General features: G+C 70.8%; 16 protein-coding genes and 1 pseudogene. 8 read left to right on the top strand and 9 right to left on the bottom strand.

Annotation, left to right across the window (positions count from 1 at the left end; all coding sequences use genetic code 11):
* On the top strand, positions 1-211 hold a 211-nt coding region (locus tag J0695_RS22335), incomplete at its 5' end, for a carboxyl transferase domain-containing protein (RefSeq protein WP_277989975.1).
* Between the two features lie 15 nt (positions 212-226).
* Positions 227-442 carry an acyl-CoA carboxylase epsilon subunit gene (locus J0695_RS22330; protein ID WP_206963908.1) on the top strand — a complete coding sequence of 72 codons (216 nt, stop codon included), beginning with the start codon at positions 227-229 and terminating at the stop codon, positions 440-442.
* Positions 443-1,057: 615 nt separating this feature from the next.
* Here the strand turns inward: J0695_RS22330 and J0695_RS22325 are convergent.
* Positions 1,058-1,849, bottom strand: coding sequence for a thioesterase II family protein (locus J0695_RS22325; RefSeq protein ID WP_206963907.1), 792 nt, complete (start codon positions 1,847-1,849; stop codon positions 1,058-1,060).
* A gap of 242 nt (positions 1,850-2,091) precedes the next feature.
* Positions 2,092-3,606 (bottom strand): MFS transporter, encoded by a 1,515-nt coding sequence (locus tag J0695_RS22320; RefSeq protein ID WP_206963906.1) that lies wholly within the window; start codon positions 3,604-3,606, stop codon positions 2,092-2,094.
* Positions 3,607-3,889: 283 nt separating this feature from the next.
* Here J0695_RS22320 and J0695_RS22315 point away from each other — a divergent pair, with 283 nt between their 5' ends.
* The gene (locus J0695_RS22315) at positions 3,890-4,333 is read left to right on the top strand and encodes a MarR family winged helix-turn-helix transcriptional regulator (RefSeq protein ID WP_206963905.1); all 444 of its coding nucleotides are present in this window, start codon (positions 3,890-3,892) and stop codon (positions 4,331-4,333) included.
* Between the two features lie 334 nt (positions 4,334-4,667).
* The gene (locus tag J0695_RS22310; RefSeq protein WP_206963904.1) at positions 4,668-5,228 is read left to right on the top strand and encodes a TIGR03086 family metal-binding protein; all 561 of its coding nucleotides are present in this window, start codon (positions 4,668-4,670) and stop codon (positions 5,226-5,228) included.
* A 251-nt stretch (positions 5,229-5,479) separates the two neighbouring features.
* Here J0695_RS22310 and J0695_RS22305 read toward each other — a convergent pair whose 3' ends face one another.
* Together J0695_RS22305 and J0695_RS22300 are read right to left on the bottom strand one after the other, a co-directional pair.
* On the bottom strand, positions 5,480-5,854 hold the full coding sequence (locus J0695_RS22305) for a hypothetical protein (RefSeq protein WP_206963903.1): 375 nt from the start codon (positions 5,852-5,854) through the stop codon (positions 5,480-5,482).
* Positions 5,855-6,236: 382 nt separating this feature from the next.
* Positions 6,237-7,559, bottom strand: a complete 1,323-nt coding sequence (locus tag J0695_RS22300; RefSeq protein ID WP_206963902.1) for a cation:proton antiporter domain-containing protein — start codon at positions 7,557-7,559, stop codon at positions 6,237-6,239.
* Between the two features lie 321 nt (positions 7,560-7,880).
* On the opposite strand from J0695_RS22300, the gene J0695_RS22295 reads away from it, so the two are divergent.
* The 3 genes from J0695_RS22295 (at position 7,881) to J0695_RS22285 (ending at position 10,109) form a co-directional block, all read left to right on the top strand.
* Positions 7,881-8,198, top strand: coding sequence for a LysR family transcriptional regulator (locus J0695_RS22295; RefSeq protein ID WP_206963901.1), 318 nt, complete (start codon positions 7,881-7,883; stop codon positions 8,196-8,198).
* A gap of 184 nt (positions 8,199-8,382) precedes the next feature.
* Positions 8,383-8,904: a type II 3-dehydroquinate dehydratase gene (locus J0695_RS22290; RefSeq protein WP_206963900.1), complete on the top strand. Its 522-nt coding sequence runs from the start codon at positions 8,383-8,385 to the stop codon at positions 8,902-8,904.
* A gap of 77 nt (positions 8,905-8,981) precedes the next feature.
* Positions 8,982-10,109, top strand: a complete 1,128-nt coding sequence (locus J0695_RS22285; protein WP_206963899.1) for an IS701 family transposase — start codon at positions 8,982-8,984, stop codon at positions 10,107-10,109.
* A 190-nt stretch (positions 10,110-10,299) separates the two neighbouring features.
* Here J0695_RS22285 and J0695_RS45695 read toward each other — a convergent pair.
* The 4 genes and pseudogenes from J0695_RS45695 to J0695_RS22270 form a co-directional block, all read right to left on the bottom strand.
* Positions 10,300-10,530: pseudogene (locus J0695_RS45695) on the bottom strand (TetR/AcrR family transcriptional regulator); the annotation flags it as partial.
* A 153-nt stretch (positions 10,531-10,683) separates the two neighbouring features.
* Complete coding sequence (gene fdxA / locus J0695_RS22280; RefSeq protein WP_206963898.1) at positions 10,684-11,016, bottom strand: ferredoxin; 333 nt, start codon at positions 11,014-11,016, stop codon at positions 10,684-10,686.
* Between the two features lie 36 nt (positions 11,017-11,052).
* Entirely contained in the window at positions 11,053-12,111 is a 1,059-nt protein-coding gene (locus J0695_RS22275; protein WP_206963897.1) for a 2-oxoacid:ferredoxin oxidoreductase subunit beta, read from the bottom strand.
* A complete protein-coding gene (locus J0695_RS22270) occupies positions 12,104-13,999 on the bottom strand; it encodes a 2-oxoacid:acceptor oxidoreductase subunit alpha (RefSeq protein WP_242553028.1) in 1,896 nt (631 codons plus the stop codon). The genes J0695_RS22275 and J0695_RS22270 overlap by 8 nt, the downstream gene beginning before the upstream one ends.
* Positions 14,000-14,420: 421 nt before the next feature.
* Here J0695_RS22270 and J0695_RS45215 point away from each other — a divergent pair, with 421 nt between their 5' ends.
* Entirely contained in the window at positions 14,421-15,035 is a 615-nt protein-coding gene (locus tag J0695_RS45215) for a TetR/AcrR family transcriptional regulator (RefSeq protein ID WP_206963896.1), read from the top strand.
* A 4-nt stretch (positions 15,036-15,039) separates the two neighbouring features.
* Here J0695_RS45215 and J0695_RS22260 read toward each other — a convergent pair whose 3' ends face one another.
* Positions 15,040-16,404, bottom strand: a complete 1,365-nt coding sequence (locus J0695_RS22260; RefSeq protein WP_206963895.1) for a thioesterase domain-containing protein — start codon at positions 16,402-16,404, stop codon at positions 15,040-15,042.
* Positions 16,405-16,476: the final 72 nt, after the last annotated feature.

Below are 16,476 nucleotides of genomic sequence, written 5' to 3'. Positions count from 1 at the left end.
CGAGGCCGCCGACCCCGAGGCGATGCGCGCCCGCATGGTCAAGGAGTACAAGGCCGAGCTGATGCACCCGTACTACGCGGCCGAACGCGGCCTGGTCGACGACGTCATCGACCCCGCCGAAACCCGCGAAGTCCTCATCGCCTCGCTCTCCATGCTCCGCACCAAGCACGCCGACCTGCCGTCCCGCAAACACGGCAACCCGCCTCAGTAAGAGGAGAATCCTGCCTTGAGCACCCCCGACGACAGTGTGGTCCGCATTGAGCGAGGCCAGGCCAGCCCGGAGGAACTGGCTGCCCTGACCGCCGTCCTCCTGGCCCGCGCCGCCTCCAGCCGGCGCCCCGCCTCGGGCCCGGTGCACCACAGCGCGGGCTGGCTTCGCCTCGAGCGGCAGCGCACCTATTCGACGGCCCACAGCTGGCAGAAGTCGCCTCCCCAGGTCTGAAGTTCCCAGGTGCTCCGGCCGGGCCGGCCGGAGCACCTGGGCGCGCAGGCCCCTGCTCGCGCTGTTCCGCCCGGCGGTTCATGGGCGCCCCGCGCGGGCATTTCGCCATGCGGTGTGCCGCCGGTGCTCCTACGGAACATGCTCGTGGTGGTCCCCCTCTTTGCGGGCCGCACCCGGAGCAACGCCTCGACCCGGTCAGCGGGCCGGGTCCAGCAGTTGACCCGCGCGGCACAGGCCCGGCCAGTGCGCTGGATCCGGCAGGCGTGAGCCAGCGGCTCGGCGCTGAGGTTCTGGCGTGGTTCTTCTTCGGTCACCGCTTGCGAGGAGAGCGGCAGGCTCATCGCCCGCCGCATGCAGGGTCTGGTGCGCCGGCCGGCGCAGTGCAAGTGCGCGGTGGCGGGCTCGGCTGCCGGGAACTGGGCCGCGCTGCCCGCAGGCGGGACGGCGGGTGTCCGGGTTCCTCGGCGGCGGTCTTCTGCCGCCTGGCCCCAGCGGAGCGCGCCCTTGGTCTCGTCCCGCGCCCGGCCCCGGTGGCCCGGTGCCGGGCCGCGGAGAGCGGTTCGTGCGTGGTCCTCTACTCCTGCATCGGACCGGGGCCGGCCCGCTGTGTCACGTTCACGCGGCGGTGCGGTCGGCACCGGGCTCGGGCAACCGGTAGGCCAGGCGCGCGATCCGCTCGGTCAGCGCGTCGGTGAACTCCGGCTGGTCCAGGAAGAAATGGCCACCGTCGAGGAAGACCAGATCACAGGTCTGGGTCGTCTCGCGCTTCCAGGAGAGCAGTCCCAGATCGTCGGTCATCGGGTCGCTGCGGCCCGCGAACGCCATGACGGGCACCTGCAGAGGAAGCCCCGGTGTGCGGGTGTAGCGCTCCGCGAGGCGCAGGTCGGCCCGCAGGACCGGCAGGAACATCTGCAGCAGTTCCGGCTGGTGCAGCACGCCGTCGGGGATTCCTCCCAGCCGGCGCAGCGCCGCGATGAACTGGGGGTCGGGGAGTTCGTGGATGTGCGGGTAGGACGGCGGTGCCGCGGGCCCGTTGCGTCCTGCGGCCACCAGCAGGGCCGGCGGCATTCCGCGCCGCTCCAGCGCCCGGCAGATCTCGTACGCGAGCAGGGATCCAAGGCTGTGGCCGAGGACGGCGTAGGGTCCGTCGACGCGCCGCGCGATGGTCTCCGTCAGGTTGTCGACGAGTACCTGCCAGTCCTCGATCAGAGGCTCGCGCAGCCTGCTGCCGTGTCCGGGCAGCTCCACCGGAACAACCCGGGCGTACGGCGCCAGCCAGTGCCAGCCGCGGAAGTGCCCGCTGGTTCCGCCCGCGTGGGGAAGGCAGAACAGCTGCATCTCCGCTGTGGGGCCGAGCTCCTCCGGGTCGGTCCCTGTGGTGGTCGCGAGGTCGCGGGAAAGTTGCATGGAACCTGTCTCCTCGGGGTGGGGCCGGCGCACTCCCTTGGTGCGGGAAGTGCGCCGGGCAGGTCGCCTCTGTCGTCTCGGGCCGGTGGATCCGGGGGGACGGCGACCGGGCCTGCCCGACTCTTCGGTGGTCGAAGCGTCGGGCGGCCCTGGCCGCGGTCATGCGGGTTCGGCCCTGCTGCCCGTGCGGGGGACGTCCGGGCAACAGGGCCGAGCAGTGGGGGCGGGGTGTCCCGCCGTGATCAGCGGACGGCTTGTGCTTCCTGGGCGGTGGCCGTGGCGACCGGAGCGGGCGCGGCGGCCGGGGGGCGCGGGGGTGCGATGCGGCCGCGCGGGAGGAGGAAGCTGAGGGCCAGGGTCGCGGCGCTCAGGGCCGCGCCGATTCCGGCGACCCATTCCAGTGCGGAGACGAAGTCGGTCAGGGAGGGCTTCGTACCGAGGACGTTGAAGAAGATCACTCCGAAGAGTGCGACGCCTGCGGTGTTGGCGAACTGCTGGGCGGTGGTGAGCACTCCGGAGGCGACGCCCGCCTGCTGCGGGGGCACCTGGGAGATGACCACACCGGTCAGCGAGGGCAGGCACAGGCCGGTGCCGAGACCGGCGAAGATCATCGGGGCGACCAGCATGCCGGGGCTGATGTCGACGCCCTCGGTCTTGAGCACCGCCAGGGTGGCCAGGGTGCCCAGGACCAGCATCGCCTGGCCGATGATGATGACCTTCGTGCCGTACTTCATCAGCAGCGGACGGGCGAGGATCGAGCTGACCACGAAGCCGATGCCCAGCGGGCCGAAGGTCAGGCCGGCCCGCAGCGGGGTCAGGCCGAGTCCGGCCTGCAGGAACATCGTCATGCCGAAGATGAACCCGGAGTAGAAGGTCATGATCCCGACGATCGTCAGCAGACCGACGGCGAAGGAACGGGTCTTGAACAGATCCAGGTTGATCATCGGCTCGCCGCCGCGGGCGGGCAGTGAGCGCTCGTACAGGACGGTGGCGGCAGTGACGGGAACCGCCAGGCCCAGCATGATCCAGCCCCAGAGCGGCCAGCCCTCGGAGCGTCCCAGGATCAGCGGCAGCAGGGCCAGGCCCAGGCTCGCCGAGACCCCCAGGGTGCCCACGATGTCCTGCTTGGGGCGGCGGGCGGCCTTGGTCTTGGGCAGCAGCTTGGCGGCCAGGGCGACGGTGACGATGCCGATCGGGATGTTGACCAGGAAGATGACGCGCCAGCCCATGTCGGCGATGTCGGCCGAAAGCAGCAGACCGCCCAGGATCTGGCCCGAGACCAGGGCGAGGCCGAGGGTGACTCCGAACCAGGACAGGGCCCGCGGGCGCTCCGCCGGCGGGAACGTCACCGTGATCAGGGCGACCACCTGCGGGACCATCAGGGCCGCGCCGACACCCTGCAGCAGGCGCACCACGACCAGTTCGGTGCCCGTCTGGGAGATGCCGCACAGCAGCGAGGCGACGGTGAACAGGGACATCCCGACGATGAACAGCCGGCGGTAGCTGAAGATGTCGCCGAGCCGACCGCCGGTGACCAGCAGACTTGCGTAGGTGAAGGTGTAGCCGCCGATGATCAGCTCGATCGTCGCCTCGCTGGCGTGCAGCTGCGACTGGAGCGAGGGGGTGGCGATGTTGATGACGTAGAAGTCGAAGACCCCCATGAACATGGCCACCAGAGCGACCGCGAGCATGAGCCAGCGCCGCGGATCGAGGGTTCCGGCCGCCGGGGCTGACGGTGGTGCGCTGGGTGAGCTCACTGTTGCCTCCTGGCTATGGGTACGAGATTATCGCTTGCCGTCTAGCGTTATCGGAAACCCTAGGGCGCTCGATCACTAGCCGTCAAGTCACTTGCCAGCTAACGTCGCTGACGGTAGGGCGGTGAGTCGCTAGCCGTCAAATCACTTGCCAGCTAGCGGCACCCCTGAACCGTAGAACGCCAAGTCGTTAGCCGTCAAGTCATTAGCCGACGAGTTACCATCGACGCATAGCCAGGTTTCAACGGCGGCACTGTTGCCGCAGCCCGATCACCGGAGGTAGACCGTGAGCGAGTTCATGGACGTGTACACCCGCGCCTCCAAGCTGGTCCGCACCGCGATGGAAGCGGCCATGCGCCAGCACGGCCTGCACCTCGGCCAGAATGTGGTGCTCGCCGCACTGTGGGAGCAGGACGGCCAGACCCCGGGGGCCATCGCCACCGCCACCCATGTCACGACGCCCACCGTCGTCAAGATGGCCACCCGGATGACCACCGCGGGCCTGCTCACCCGCCGCCGCGACGACCAGGACAACCGTCTCGTGCGTCTCTACCTCACCGACGCGGGACGGGCGATGCAGCAGCCGATCGAGGAGGAGCTCAGGCGCATCGAGGCCCACATCACCACGGGGCTCACCGAAGCCGAGCGCAAGACCCTGATGGTCAACCTGGACACGGTCGCGCGGAACGCCCAGACGCTCCCCTCCGCACCGATCATCGACCCCTGCTGACCTCCCGGGACACCTCCCCGGCCGGACCGGCAGCCGCCTGTGGGCGGGCCTCAGCAGACGCTGAGGCCCGCCCACAGGCGGCTGCCGGCGGGTTTTTCCCGTCCGCTGCGGCATTTCCGGCGACCGGGCGCGCCGGCCGCCGGAGAAACCGTCCTCCCGCGGCCGGTCTTCTCTGCGCATTCCGTCTCCGGCGAACTCACGGACACCGGAACCGCCGTATCCGGGCATGCCCCGCGGGGATCGAAGTGCCCCTGATGCACGGTGCGTTGAGACATGACATGAGCGGGCGGGGAGAGTTGTTCCGGCGACCGGCCCGGTGGTACATCTCGTGGTTATGACAGATAAAAGACTCGAGCAGTTCGATCAGGCAGGCGCCGCTATCGAGAGTGTGCTCGCCGAGGTGAAGACCGCCCAGCTCGACCAGCCGACACCGTGCACCGACTGGTCGGTGCGCCAGCTCGCCAACCACGTGGTGACCGGCAACCTGATGTTCACGGGCATGATCACGGGAGGCGCTCCCGCCGATGGCGGCGCGGACCATGTCGGCGACGACCCGCTGGGCGCATTCCAGAAGACGTTCGCGCTGCTGCGCGCGGCGTTCGCGGCCGACGGCGTGCTGGAGCGGACGTTCCCGACGCCGATGGGCGAGCGCCCGGCAGCGCGCCTGGTGACCACGCGGGTGGTGGAGATGAGCCTGCACGGGTGGGACCTGGCGAAGGCCACCGGGCAGGTCATCGACCTGCCCCCGGCGGTCGTGGAGACGGCCCTGGGCGCACTGAGCGCGATGCTGCCGGCGGACCGTTCGGGCATGCCGTTCGGATCCGAGCAGCAGGTGCCGGCGGACACCTCCCCGGCCGACCGGCTGGCGGCGTTCGCCGGACGGCACATCGCCTAGGCATCCGTACCGGTGGGGGCGGCGCCGCCCCCACCGATGCGGGCATCGGGCCGGCGGTCAGCTCCCGCGGGGCCCGGCCAAGCTCCCGGCGGACAGGTCTTCCCCTGTCCGCCGGGAGCTTTCCGTCGTTCTGCGCCCGGCCGCAGCCGGCCGGCCCGTCCGTCCGTGACCTGCAGATCCTCAACCTGCAGATCCTCGTCGCGGGCCGTGGGCCGCCCGGAACGGGGGCAGTTCAGAAGCGGGGCGGCGGATCAGTACCGCGGGACACGAATCCGGCTTCGCGGCCGCCCGGGCCCCCGCACCCGGTCCGCCGCCGGCCGCGCCGAAGGCGCAGGGGGCCCGGGGGCGGTGCACGGCTGCCGCGCCAGTACGGCGCACAGCGCGGCCAGCGGAAGCTCCGCGCCCATCGCCATCACCACCGCAAGGGCCCGCTCCGCGCCGGGGGCCGCGGTCAGAAGGTCGACCGTGGCATCCGCCAGGAGCAGGGCGGCGGCCCCGGCGGCGGCCGGGGGGTGGCCGCCGCGCCCCTGGGCCAGGCGGGTGCCCGCGTACAGGAGGCAGGTCGCCTCCAGGGCGTCCAGGGCCGTCCAGGCCACCGCTCTGGAGGCGGGAAGCGTGGCTGCCATGAGACACATCCAGGGAACCAGGAGCAGGCCGGCGCCGGTGAGCACACGCCCCGTCACCCGCCGGGCGCGGCAGGGGGCGTTGAGGACGGCGGCCATGCCCAGGGGTGCCTTTCGAGGAGGTCCATCGGGGCGGCGGTCCACGGCCGGCGGAGCGTGCCGTGGACGGCGGGGCTATCGGATTGCCCGGGCGGCACGGGGCCGGTGACCGGATTTCCCCGGACTGCCCCGGCGGTGGCCGCACCCGGAATTCGGGGGCCGATCCGGCCGTGGTCCCGTAAATTCCCCGGATTTCGCCATGCGGCCTGCCCGCGCGTAATTGCGTGCGCCGTGCGGGGCAGGAAATTCCGACCCGCGGCCGGGTTCTGTGCCCGAGAAGAGCGGGCTAGCGGGAGGGAACCGGTGCGTTGTCGCTCTCGAGGTGTTCTGTCCGCGGCATGGCGGGCACGGGAGCGATATCGGCCTGCGGTTTTTTCACCAGGAACGGAAGGAACGGGCCGGCAATTGCGGTGGTGAAGAGCGCCACCAGGACCATCACCGTGAAGAGCCGCCCGTCGAGGACCTTGAGGCTGAGCCCGACATTCAGGATGATCAGCTCGGTGAGTCCTCGTGTGTTCATCAGGATCCCGACGCCGAGCGCATCGCGCCAGGGCAGGCCGGTCCACTTGGCCGGGAAGGTCGCGCCGACGACTTTGCCCACACACGCCACCGTGAGCAGCAGGGCGAGGTCCAGCCAGTCGCGCCCGTGCAGGTCTCCGACGTTCACCGAGAGCCCGGTGACGATGAAGTAGACCGGCAGCAGGAGCCGGGCGACGCCCTGCAACGGCCGCTGCACCAGCGGCTCGAGTTCACGCCAGGGCTGACGGGGCATCACGATGCCGAAGGCGAACGCGCCGAAGATCGGGTGGATGCCGATCAGTGAGGTCGCGTAGGAGGAGAGCAGGGCTCCGGCCGCGATCACCGACGCCAGCTGGGCGGCGCCTCCGCGCCTCAGGAGCTGTGCGGTCAGCTTGCCCAGGAGGGGGCGGACGAGGACGCCCATGACGATGACATAGGCGACCGACCAGCCGATGATGGCGGCGAACCCGCCGGCGCCTCCCCCGGCCGCGGCGAGGCCCATGACGATGGCGAGCAGGCACCAGGCGATGACGTCGCCCAGGGCGGCACTGGCCAGGGCCAGCGTGCCGACGCGCGTCGATCCCAGGCCGCCGTCGGCAAGGATGCGGGCGAGGACGGGAAAGGCCGTCACCGACATCGCGATGCCCAGGTAGAGCGCGAAGACCCAGAAATCCACCTGCTTGCCGGCGACCGTCGCATGCTGTTGGTAGACCGCCGCCGCGGCCGCGATGCCCAGCGCGAACGGCACGATGATGCTCCCCGCCGAGACGGCGGCCACCGCCCTCTTGGACCCGCGCAGGTGTCTGGGGTCGAGCTCCCAGCCCAGGACGAACATGAACAGCAGGAGACCGATCTGGGAGATCGCCGACAGGAACGGGCGGGCCTCGACCGGGAAGATCCGGTCGGTGAGGTCGCCGGGCAGCAGACCCAGAAGGCTCGGCCCCAGGGCGATGCCCGCCAGGATCTCGCCGACGACAGCAGGTTGTCGCACAAAGCGGGCGGCCCGCAGGAGCACGACGCCGACCACCAGGACTAAGGCGATGTCTGCCAGAACGGTGGCTTGGACCATGTCTCCGTGATGGCTCGTCATGCAACGCTCCCCCTGTGACTCATCAGACGATGAACTCATCGAGTGTGGAGTGTGTCATCATCGTGGCGCGACAGCAAGAGGCGCCGGCCGCCCGAAGGGGGCCCGCCGGGACGCAAAACACGTCACCAGGCGGGGACTTGCCGGGCCCTCGCACACCGGGGCCGAACGGGGCCGGTCGGCCCCAGGCGACCACGGCCGACCGCCGGGCCTGGCCGGATCCGGACGCGGCAGGGGTTCCGCCTTAAATTATACGTGCGCAGTGGTATGTTTTTTGGGCGGTTGCAGCGTCACCGTCTCCGGCCAGCAGAAGGAGCAGTCACCGTGCAGCTTCAGCAGTTGCGCACGTTTCGTGAGGTAGCGGCCCAGCTGAGTTTCACTCAGGCCGCACGGAACCTCCATTACGCACAGTCGAGCGTCACCGCCCACATCAAGAACCTCGAAGAGTCCATCGGCACGCCGCTGTTCCACCGTGCGGGACGCCAGGTCTCCTTGACCGAGGCGGGTGCGCGGCTGCTGCCCCACGCGGACACGATCATCAAGATCGCAGAGACCGCCCGCCGTGACGTGGCCGCGTCGGTGGACCCCGGTGCCCAGGTGCCCCCGCACGGCTGTCTGCCCGCTGGGCACCACGCCGCCTGAGGGGTGCCCAGCGCCGTGCCGGGCCCGCCGGCAGCCTTCTTCGGCACGCGGAGCCGATTTCGCACACCCCCTCCAGGAGAGGACCAACCATGGTTCAGGGCCGGGCAGTTGACCGACCGATCACAGGCGCTGCGGGCCCTGCGGCCGCAGCCGGGGTGCGCCGGCCCGCGCCGTACTCCGGCCGGTGGGACGATCGGGCCGTTTCCTCCCGGACGGCGGGAAGGCGATGACGCGGGTCCGCGTCCTGGTGCCCCTTTCCGCGGCCGCGGCGAAATCCGGCGAGCACCCCGGCGCCGGGCATCGCGAGCTGGTCGCCCTGTGCCTGGCCACCGGGCGCAGCCGGGGTCTGGCGGTCGAAGTCCTCACCTGCGCCGGCGCGGCCGAGACGGCCCGGCGGCTGCACGAAGCCGCCGCTCTGGCCCTCCCTGTGGTGATCGACCGTGAGGCGTGCGCACTCGGCTCCCCGTCCGTACGTGACGCGCTGGCGCAGTGCCAGGCCCCGGTCATCGAGGTCAGCCCGGCCGATGCCTACCTCCGCGCAGAGCATCGGCGCGCCGCCCCCTGCCTCACCGGAACGATCGGGGGCTTCGGGCTCGACTCCTACCGGCTGGCCCTGCACGCGGTGGCGGACTGGGTGACCGACACCGCCCGGGCCGACGCCCCGTGCTTCTGCTCCGCATCGGTCGGCGCCCCGTGTCCCCGGTGATGGCGCGCGCGCCGGCGCAGTGCACCCCGGGGGCCGGCCGCACCAAAGACCTGACGCCCGGGGGCCCCACACCGCCCTTGCACCCGCTGAGCGGTGCGCCGGACCCGGTCGGCGCCCTGTGCACCCCCCTGCTCGGATCGCTGCCCCGCCGCGATCAGCGGCACAACGGGGAGCTCTACGTCAAAGGCCTGCTGAGAGCGCCAACGGCCCAGTCGCTGCGCGACATCGCCTCACTCATCGATCACCCGGCCGGCGGGCAGCGGCTGCACCACTTCATCAACGACTCCCCCTGGCCGTGGTGGCCCGTGCGGGCGGCGCTCGCCGCACACCTCGCCGCGCACACCCGCCCGCTCGCCTGGGCGGTCCGCCCGGCCACCGTCCCCCGGGGCACCTATCAGAGTGTCGGCGTGGACAACTTCGTCGACTACCAGCACGGCGAGACGGTCCGCGGGCAAAAAGCCATGTGCCTGTGGATGATCACCGCCCAGGGAAGCTTCCCGGTGAACTGGCGGCTGGTGCTGACCGAGAGATGGCTGGACGACCGGGCGCTTCGCCTGCAGGCCGGCATCCCGGCCGGCACCGCGCCCGCCGCCGGCGCGCAGACCGCGCTCGACACCGTCTTCGAGGCTTCCGACCGGTGGGTCATGCCGCATCTGCCCGTCGCCCTGGACATGCGCGGCTCGCACCTGAGGGCGGCGCTCGGGGAGTTCGCCGCGCGCGGCATGCCCTACGTGCTCAGGGTCAGCGGATCGGAACGGGTGGCCGGGGACATCACGGTGCGCCGCCTCAGCTCCTCCCCGCATCTCGCCGCGCGCACCGCGCAGGGCGTCGTCTGCCAGTTGGTCGGCCCGGACGGGCTGCGCCGCGAGATCGTGCGCGTGCCGTGCCGGCCCGTGGCCGACGCCGCCGGCGCGCCCCATGTGCTGCTCGCCGAACGCGCGGTGCGCGATCCGAACGTCGCGGCCTACTGGCTGACGAACCTGACCGAACACAGCACCCCCGCGCTCCTGCGGGTGGCCAGGACCGCAGGTCCCGCACGGCAGGACAGTGCGGCGGCGGGCGACCTGGGGCTGCGCGCGTACGCCGGCCGCTCGTTCCACGCCTGGCACCGGCACGCCACGCTGGCGTCGGTGGCCCATGCGGCGTCCGTGCTCTTTCCCCACCACTCCGGGCACCACCGTGACACGGGGCGTTCCGCCCCGTGAGCACCACGGCCTGAGACCTGGCCAGTTGGGCACCGCGTACCGGATGCGGTCCAAGGCGAGCCGGCCGACGGCGCGCAGGGTGGGCACCGCGTGGACGGCTGTCGGTGTACGGCAACAGGCCGTCGGCCCGTGATGAGCGCGCGAAGGGCCGGCACCATCCCTTCGGCCACCGCATCGGGGAACGCTCGGCGAGCGGCGGCAGCGCAGCAGGCAGCGGGCCCGTGCGGTGCCCAGAAAGCTGCGCGGCGATCAGGCCGGCGAGGACCGGAGCGCAGTGCGCGGGCAATACCGCGCTCAGGCTTGCCGTCACCTGCTGGGCGAAGGCCTCCCGCAGCCGGTCTGCGGCGTGCTCATGGGTCAGCGCCGACCGCAGGAAGAAAAGGAGCAGGACGTCGTCCTGCGGTGTTCCCTCCCCGGGCACGAGAAAGGCCGAGCGCGCACGGTGGCCCGTTCATCGCCGTCGGCGGCAAAGTATGACCCGCGCCGCCCGGAGAATCGTCGCGCGGGCGCGATCGGAACGACGGGGTGCTTCGCTCGCAAGGTTTTCCACGTCGCCGGCCCTGGGCGGTCGCTGTCAGCGGTTTGGGTCGTCGGCCCGGCCGGCATGCGCGGCGACCAGCGGAGGATCCGCACTCACCGACCCCACAGCGCAGGCGCCGCCGGGTGAACCGAGGACGTCGAAGAATTCGACGTTGGCCTGCCGGTAGGGCTGCCAGTGCGGGGGCACGTCGTCCTCGTAGAAGACCGCCTCCACCGGGCAGACCGGTTCGCAGGCACCGCAGTCGACGCATTCGTCGGGGTGGATGTACAAGGCGCGTCGGCCTTCATAGATGCAGTCGACGGGGCACTCCTCGACACATGCCTTGTCCTTGAGGTCGATGCACGGCTCGGCGATCACATAGGCCATGAGGCGGTCCTTCCGGTGGTCGGGGGCCGGCCGCTGTCAGCGACCTGTCGTCCAGGTGTCGTTGCCGGCGAGGAGGGTGGCGAGGTCGCCCTTGCCCTTTTGTTCGATGGCGGTTTCGAGCTGGTCGGACATCTGGGTGTCGTAGACGGGGCGGTCGACGGAGCGGAAGACCCCGATGGGGGTGTGGTGCAGGGTGTCGGGGTCGGCGAGACGCGAGAGCGCGAACGCCGTGGTGGGGCTGGTGGTGTGCGCGTCGTGGATGAGGATCTGCGACGCGTTCTCGTCGGTGACCGCGATGACTTTCAGGTCGCCGGTGGCCTGGTCGCGCACGACACCCTTCGAGCCGTCGGCGCCGAAGCGGATCAGCTGGCCGTGTTCGAGGCGGATGACGGCTTCCTCGGCCTGCTGCTTGTCCTTGAGGACCTCGAAGGCACCATCGTTGAAGATGTTGCAGTTCTGGTAGATCTCGATGAGCGCGGTGCCCTGGTGCTCGGCCGCCGCCCGCAGCACCGAGGTGAGGTGCTTGCGATCCGAATCCACCGTGCGGGCCACGAAGCTCGCTTCGGCGCCGATCGCGAGGGAGACGGGGTTGAAGGGGGCGTCGAGGGAGCCCATCGGGGTCGACTTGGTGATCTTGCCGACCTCGGAGGTGGGCGAGTACTGGCCCTTGGTCAGCCCGTAGATCCGGTTGTTGAACAGCAGGATCTTCAGGTTCACGTTGCGGCGCAGCGCGTGGATGAGGTGGTTGCCGCCGATGGACAGCGCATCACCGTCACCCGTCACCACCCACACCGACAGGTCGCGGCGGGAGGAGGCCAGCCCGGTGGCGATGGCGGGGGCGCGGCCGTGGATGGAGTGCATCCCGTAGGTGTTCATGTAGTACGGGAAGCGGGAGGAGCAGCCGATCCCGGAGACGAAGACGATGTTCTCCTTCGCCAGGCCGAGTTCGGGCATGAAGCCCTGCACGGCGGCCAGCACCGCGTAATCCCCGCAGCCGGGGCACCAGCGCACTTCCTGATCGGACTTGAAGTCCTTCATGGACTGTTTGGCCTCGGCCTTGGGCACCAGCGACAGTGCCTCGATCACCTCAGTCATCAATGGCCTCCTTGAGAGCCGTGGCCAGCTGCTCGGCCTTGAACGGCATGCCGTTGACCTGGTTGTAACTGATCGCGTCGACCAGATACTTCGCACGGATGAGGGTGGCCAGCTGACCGAGGTTCATCTCGGGGACGACCACATGCTCGTAACGCTTCAGGACCTCTCCGAGATTTTTCGGGAAGGGGTTGAGGTGGCGCAGATGGGCCTGCGCGATCGGCTTGCCCTCCACCCGCAGTCTGCGGACCGCCGCGCTGATCGGGCCGAAGGTCGAACCCCAGCCCAGGACCAGGGTTTTGGCGCCATGCGGGTCGTCGACCTCAAGGTCGGGGACCTCAATGTTGTCGATCTTGGCCTGGCGGGTGCGGACCATGAAGTCATGGTTGGCCGGGTCATAGGAGATGTTGCCCGTGCCGTCCTGCTTCTCGATCCCCCCGATCCGGTGCTCCAACCCCGGCGTCCCCGGCACCGCCCACGGACGAGCCAGGGTCTTCGGGTCACGCTTGTAGGGCCAGAACACCTCGGTGCCGTCCGCCAGCTCATGGTTGGGGCCACTGGCGAACTGCACCCGCAGATCGGGCAGTTCATCCACCTCCGGCACCCGCCACGGCTCGGAGCCGTTCGCCAGATACCCATCCGACAGCAAAAAGACCGGGGTGCGGTAGGCCAGCGCGATCCTCACCGCATCGATCGCCGCGTCGAAGCAGTCGCCCGGCGTCCTCGGTGCGATCACCGGCACCGGGGCCTCGCCGTTGCGCCCGTACATAGCCTGCAGCAGATCCGCCTGCTCCGTCTTGGTCGGCAACCCCGTCGAGGGCCCGCCCCGCTGGATGTCGATGATCAGCAGCGGCAGCTCCAGGGAGACCGCCAGCCCGATCGCCTCGGACTTCAGCGCCACCCCCGGACCCGAGGTGGTCGTCACGCCGAGCGAGCCGCCGAAGGCCGCCCCCAGCGCCGCACCGATGCCCGCGATCTCGTCCTCGGCCTGGAAGGTCCGCACCCCGAAGTTCTTGTGCTTGGAGAGCTCGTGGAGGATGTCGGAGGCCGGGGTGATGGGGTAGGAGCCCAGGTACAGCGGGAGATCCGCCTGCCGGCCGGCCGCGATCAGCCCCAGCGACAGGGCCAGGTTCCCCGAGATGTTGCGGTAGGTACCCGCCGGGAAAGCCGAGGTGGCCGGGGCGACCTCGTAGGACACGGCGAAGTCCTCGGTGGTCTCGCCGAAGTTCCACCCCGCCCTGAAGGCCGCGACGTTCGCCTCGGCGATCTGCGGCTTCTTGGCGAACTTGGTCCGCAGGAACTTCTCCGTGCCCTCCGTCGGCCGGTGATACATCCACGACAACAGCCCCAGCGCGAACATGTTCTTGGACCGCTCGGCCTCCTTGCGGGAGAGCCCGAAGTCCTTCAGCGCCTCGATCGTCATCGACGTCAACGCCACCGGATGCACGTGATACGCCCCCAGCGAGCCGTCCTCCAGCGGCGACGTCGCATACCCCACCTTCGCCATCGGCCGCTTCGTGAACTCATCCGTGTTCACGATGATCTCGGCCCCACGCGGCAGATCCGCGACATTCGCCTTCAGCGCCGCCGGATTCATCGCCACCAGCACATTCGGCGCATCCCCGGGGGTGAGGATGTCATGATCCGCGAAGTGCAGCTGAAAACTGGACACACCCGGCAGCGTCCCCGCCGGCGCCCGGATCTCGGCCGGGAAATTCGGCAGCGTCGACAGATCGTTGCCAAACGACGCCGTCTCCGACGTAAACCGGTCCCCCGTGAGCTGCATACCGTCACCGGAATCACCCGCGAACCGGATAATCACCCGGTCGAGTTGGCGCACCGGTGTGGTGCGGGTGGTCAGGGTCGTTGTGACGGCAGGGGCCGAAGACAGGTCTTCGCCCTCGGTCAGGGTCTTCAAGAGGACTCCTCAACGGGCGGTCAAAGGCAGTCTGGCGCTCCGCACCGACCCTACCCTCAACACTGGATGACTTCAATGAGTGGTGAGTTATGCCTTGACCATTAACTCACCCGATGTAGAATTCACCATGTGGAGACTTGGGGTTCGATCCGGGGGCGGCCGCGCTCCGTCGCCCCCGGCAGAGCGCACTGAGCCCGCGGCGCCCCCCTCCGGGGGCGGCCGCGCCACCGGCGCCGGACCCGTACCCCCATCGGGTCCGGCGCTTGAAACGGAAGGCCCCGGGTCCCCGCCCCCGCCGGACCCGGGGCCTTGCGTCCCGGTCGGGCCCCTGCGTGATCCGCTGTGGCGTAAAGTTTGCGGCCACCGGAAATATCCATCGCGTGAGGAGCGGGCTGTGACAGCCGAGACCCAACAGCCGTCCCACAAGAAGCGCAGCGGGCGTCGCGTCGGCCCCACCAACAGTCACGACCTGATCCTCGACACCGCCCGCGCGGAGTTCAGCGAGCACGGTTTCGAGGGAACGACCATGCGGGCCATCGCCCAGGCCGCCACCGTCGACGCCGCCCTGATCCACCACTTCTTCCTTTCCAAGGAGGGGCTGTTCATCGCGGCGGTCCAGGAAGCCTTCACGGTGGCGGACCTGGTCGCGGTGGTCAGCGAGGGCAGCCGGGAGCGTGCGGGGGAACGGCTGGCCCGTGCCTTCCTCACGCACTGGGAGGACCCCGAGATCCAGCCCCGGCTGGAGAGCCTGATCCGCTCGGCGCGGTCGTTCGAGGGGGCGAGTGCCGCGCTGTGCGACTTCCTGGGCGCCGAGGTGCTCCAGCCGGTGACCGTGGCTCTGGGGCACGGCAAGCCCGAACTGCGTGCCTCCCTGGTGGGCACGCAGCTGCTGGGCCTCGCCTATATGCGGTTCGTGCTGCGGGCCGAGCCGCTCGCCTCCATGACCGCCGAGGAACTGGTGCGGTGCGTCGCCGGGACGTGCCAGAACTACCTCACCGAGCGGCTCTGAGCGGCTACTTCAACAGGGCCCCGCCGGCACTGACGCCCTGCCGGACGCGAAGGCGGTCGCCGATGTGGGTCAGGCGCAGGCGGAGCGCCTGGGTGAACTCCTCCTCCTGGAGGAAGAAGTGGCCGCCGCCGACGAAGACGAGTTCGCAGGTGGCGCTGGTCTCGCGCTCCCAGGCGAGCATGCCGTCGGGGTCGGTCGTCTTGTCCTGGCGGCCGGCGACGGCAAGGACCGGGCTGGACAGCAGCGGCCCCGTACTGCGCACATACCGCTCGGCGAGCCGCAGGTCGGTGCGGAGTCCGGGCAGGAACATCTGCAGCAGCGCGGACTGGTGCAGTACGCCGTCGGGGATGCGTCCGAGGTGGCGCAGGGTGCTGAACAGCTGCGCGTCGGGCAGGCCGTGCAGCGGCCGGTGGGAGGGGGCGGCGGCGGGTCCGTTGCGGCCGGCCGCCACCAGCAGGACCGGCGGGGTGCCGCGCAGCTGCAGGGTCCGTGCGGCCTCGAAGGCCAGCAGCGCGCCCAGCCCGTGGCCGAGTACGGCGTAGGGGCCGTCGATCTGCCGGGCGATCGTCCCGGCGAGATCCGCCACGAGGGTGTGCCACTGCCCCACGAGCGGCTCCCGCAGCCTGGTGCCGTGTCCCGGCAGGTCCACCGGGGTGACCTCGATGCCCGTGGGCATCCGGTGCTGCCAGTGGCGGAAGTGGTCGGCGTTGCCGGCGGTGTGCGGCAGGCAAAACAGCCTCAACCGGGTCTCGGCCCGCACCGGAGCGCCGGCGCGGGCGTCCGGTTGGGGGCGGCCCGCAAGGCCGGGCACCGGGTGCGCGGTGTCCGGGCCGCACCCCGCGGCGGCCGTGGCCCGCCCCGGGGTGCGCAGGTCCGCCGCCGCCAGCAGTTCGTCGAGGGTGATCTGGTGTTGGACCACGTGTGCGCCCGGTGCGCGGACGGCGAGGGCGCCCGCGTAGCCGGCCTGCGCGGGCAGGTCGCGCACGGTCCAGTGCGCGAGGGGTCCCGCCTCGTGGGGCAGGGCCGCGACGGCGGCCGGGTGGTGGGGTGCGGGCGCCAGATCGGTGACCACCGACCGCATGTCGCCGCCCAGTCCGGTGCCGAGCGCCTTGAGGACGGCCTCCTTGCGCGTCCAGGCCCGGAACAGGATGTTCAGCCGGGACGACGGTCCGGCGGCGCCCCACTCCTCGAGCTCGGATGCGGCCAGTACGGTCCGGGCCATGCCCTCGAGCTCGGGCAGCGGGCGGAGCAGTTCGATGTCCACCCCCACCGCGCCCGCCGTGGTGAGGGCGACCGCCGCCAGGGTCCCGGAGTGTGTGAGGCTCACCTGGACGCCGGGGCCGGGGCCGCCGGCCGCTCCGGTGGGCATCTCTCCCTGCCTGGGGGGCTGTTGGGCCTCTGCGGGATCCGGGAGGGGGCCCTGGGGGGCCGCGGCCCCCCA

This window comes from Streptomyces beijiangensis, from assembly GCF_017315755.1.
Lineage (GTDB): Bacteria > Actinomycetota > Actinomycetes > Streptomycetales > Streptomycetaceae > Streptomyces > Streptomyces beijiangensis.
Note: the sequence above shows the minus strand (reverse complement) of the source record. Positions and strands in the feature narration are given on the sequence as shown.

What these genes read in the sequence shown, in the direction of transcription:
- J0695_RS22300 (WP_206963902.1), bottom strand. Translation starts at nt 7,559, where the DNA reads ATGACGAGCCATCACGGAGACATGGTCCAAGCCACCGTTCTGGCAGAC.
- J0695_RS22260 (WP_206963895.1), bottom strand. Translation starts at nt 16,404, where the DNA reads ATGCCCACCGGAGCGGCCGGCGGCCCCGGCCCCGGCGTCCAGGTGAGC.
- J0695_RS22310 (WP_206963904.1), top strand. Translation starts at nt 4,668, where the DNA reads ATGACAGATAAAAGACTCGAGCAGTTCGATCAGGCAGGCGCCGCTATC.
- J0695_RS22305 (WP_206963903.1), bottom strand. Translation starts at nt 5,854, where the DNA reads ATGGCAGCCACGCTTCCCGCCTCCAGAGCGGTGGCCTGGACGGCCCTG.
- fdxA (WP_206963898.1), bottom strand. Translation starts at nt 11,016, where the DNA reads ATGGCCTATGTGATCGCCGAGCCGTGCATCGACCTCAAGGACAAGGCA.
- J0695_RS22325 (WP_206963907.1), bottom strand. Translation starts at nt 1,849, where the DNA reads ATGCAACTTTCCCGCGACCTCGCGACCACCACAGGGACCGACCCGGAG.
- J0695_RS22275 (WP_206963897.1), bottom strand. Translation starts at nt 12,111, where the DNA reads ATGACTGAGGTGATCGAGGCACTGTCGCTGGTGCCCAAGGCCGAGGCC.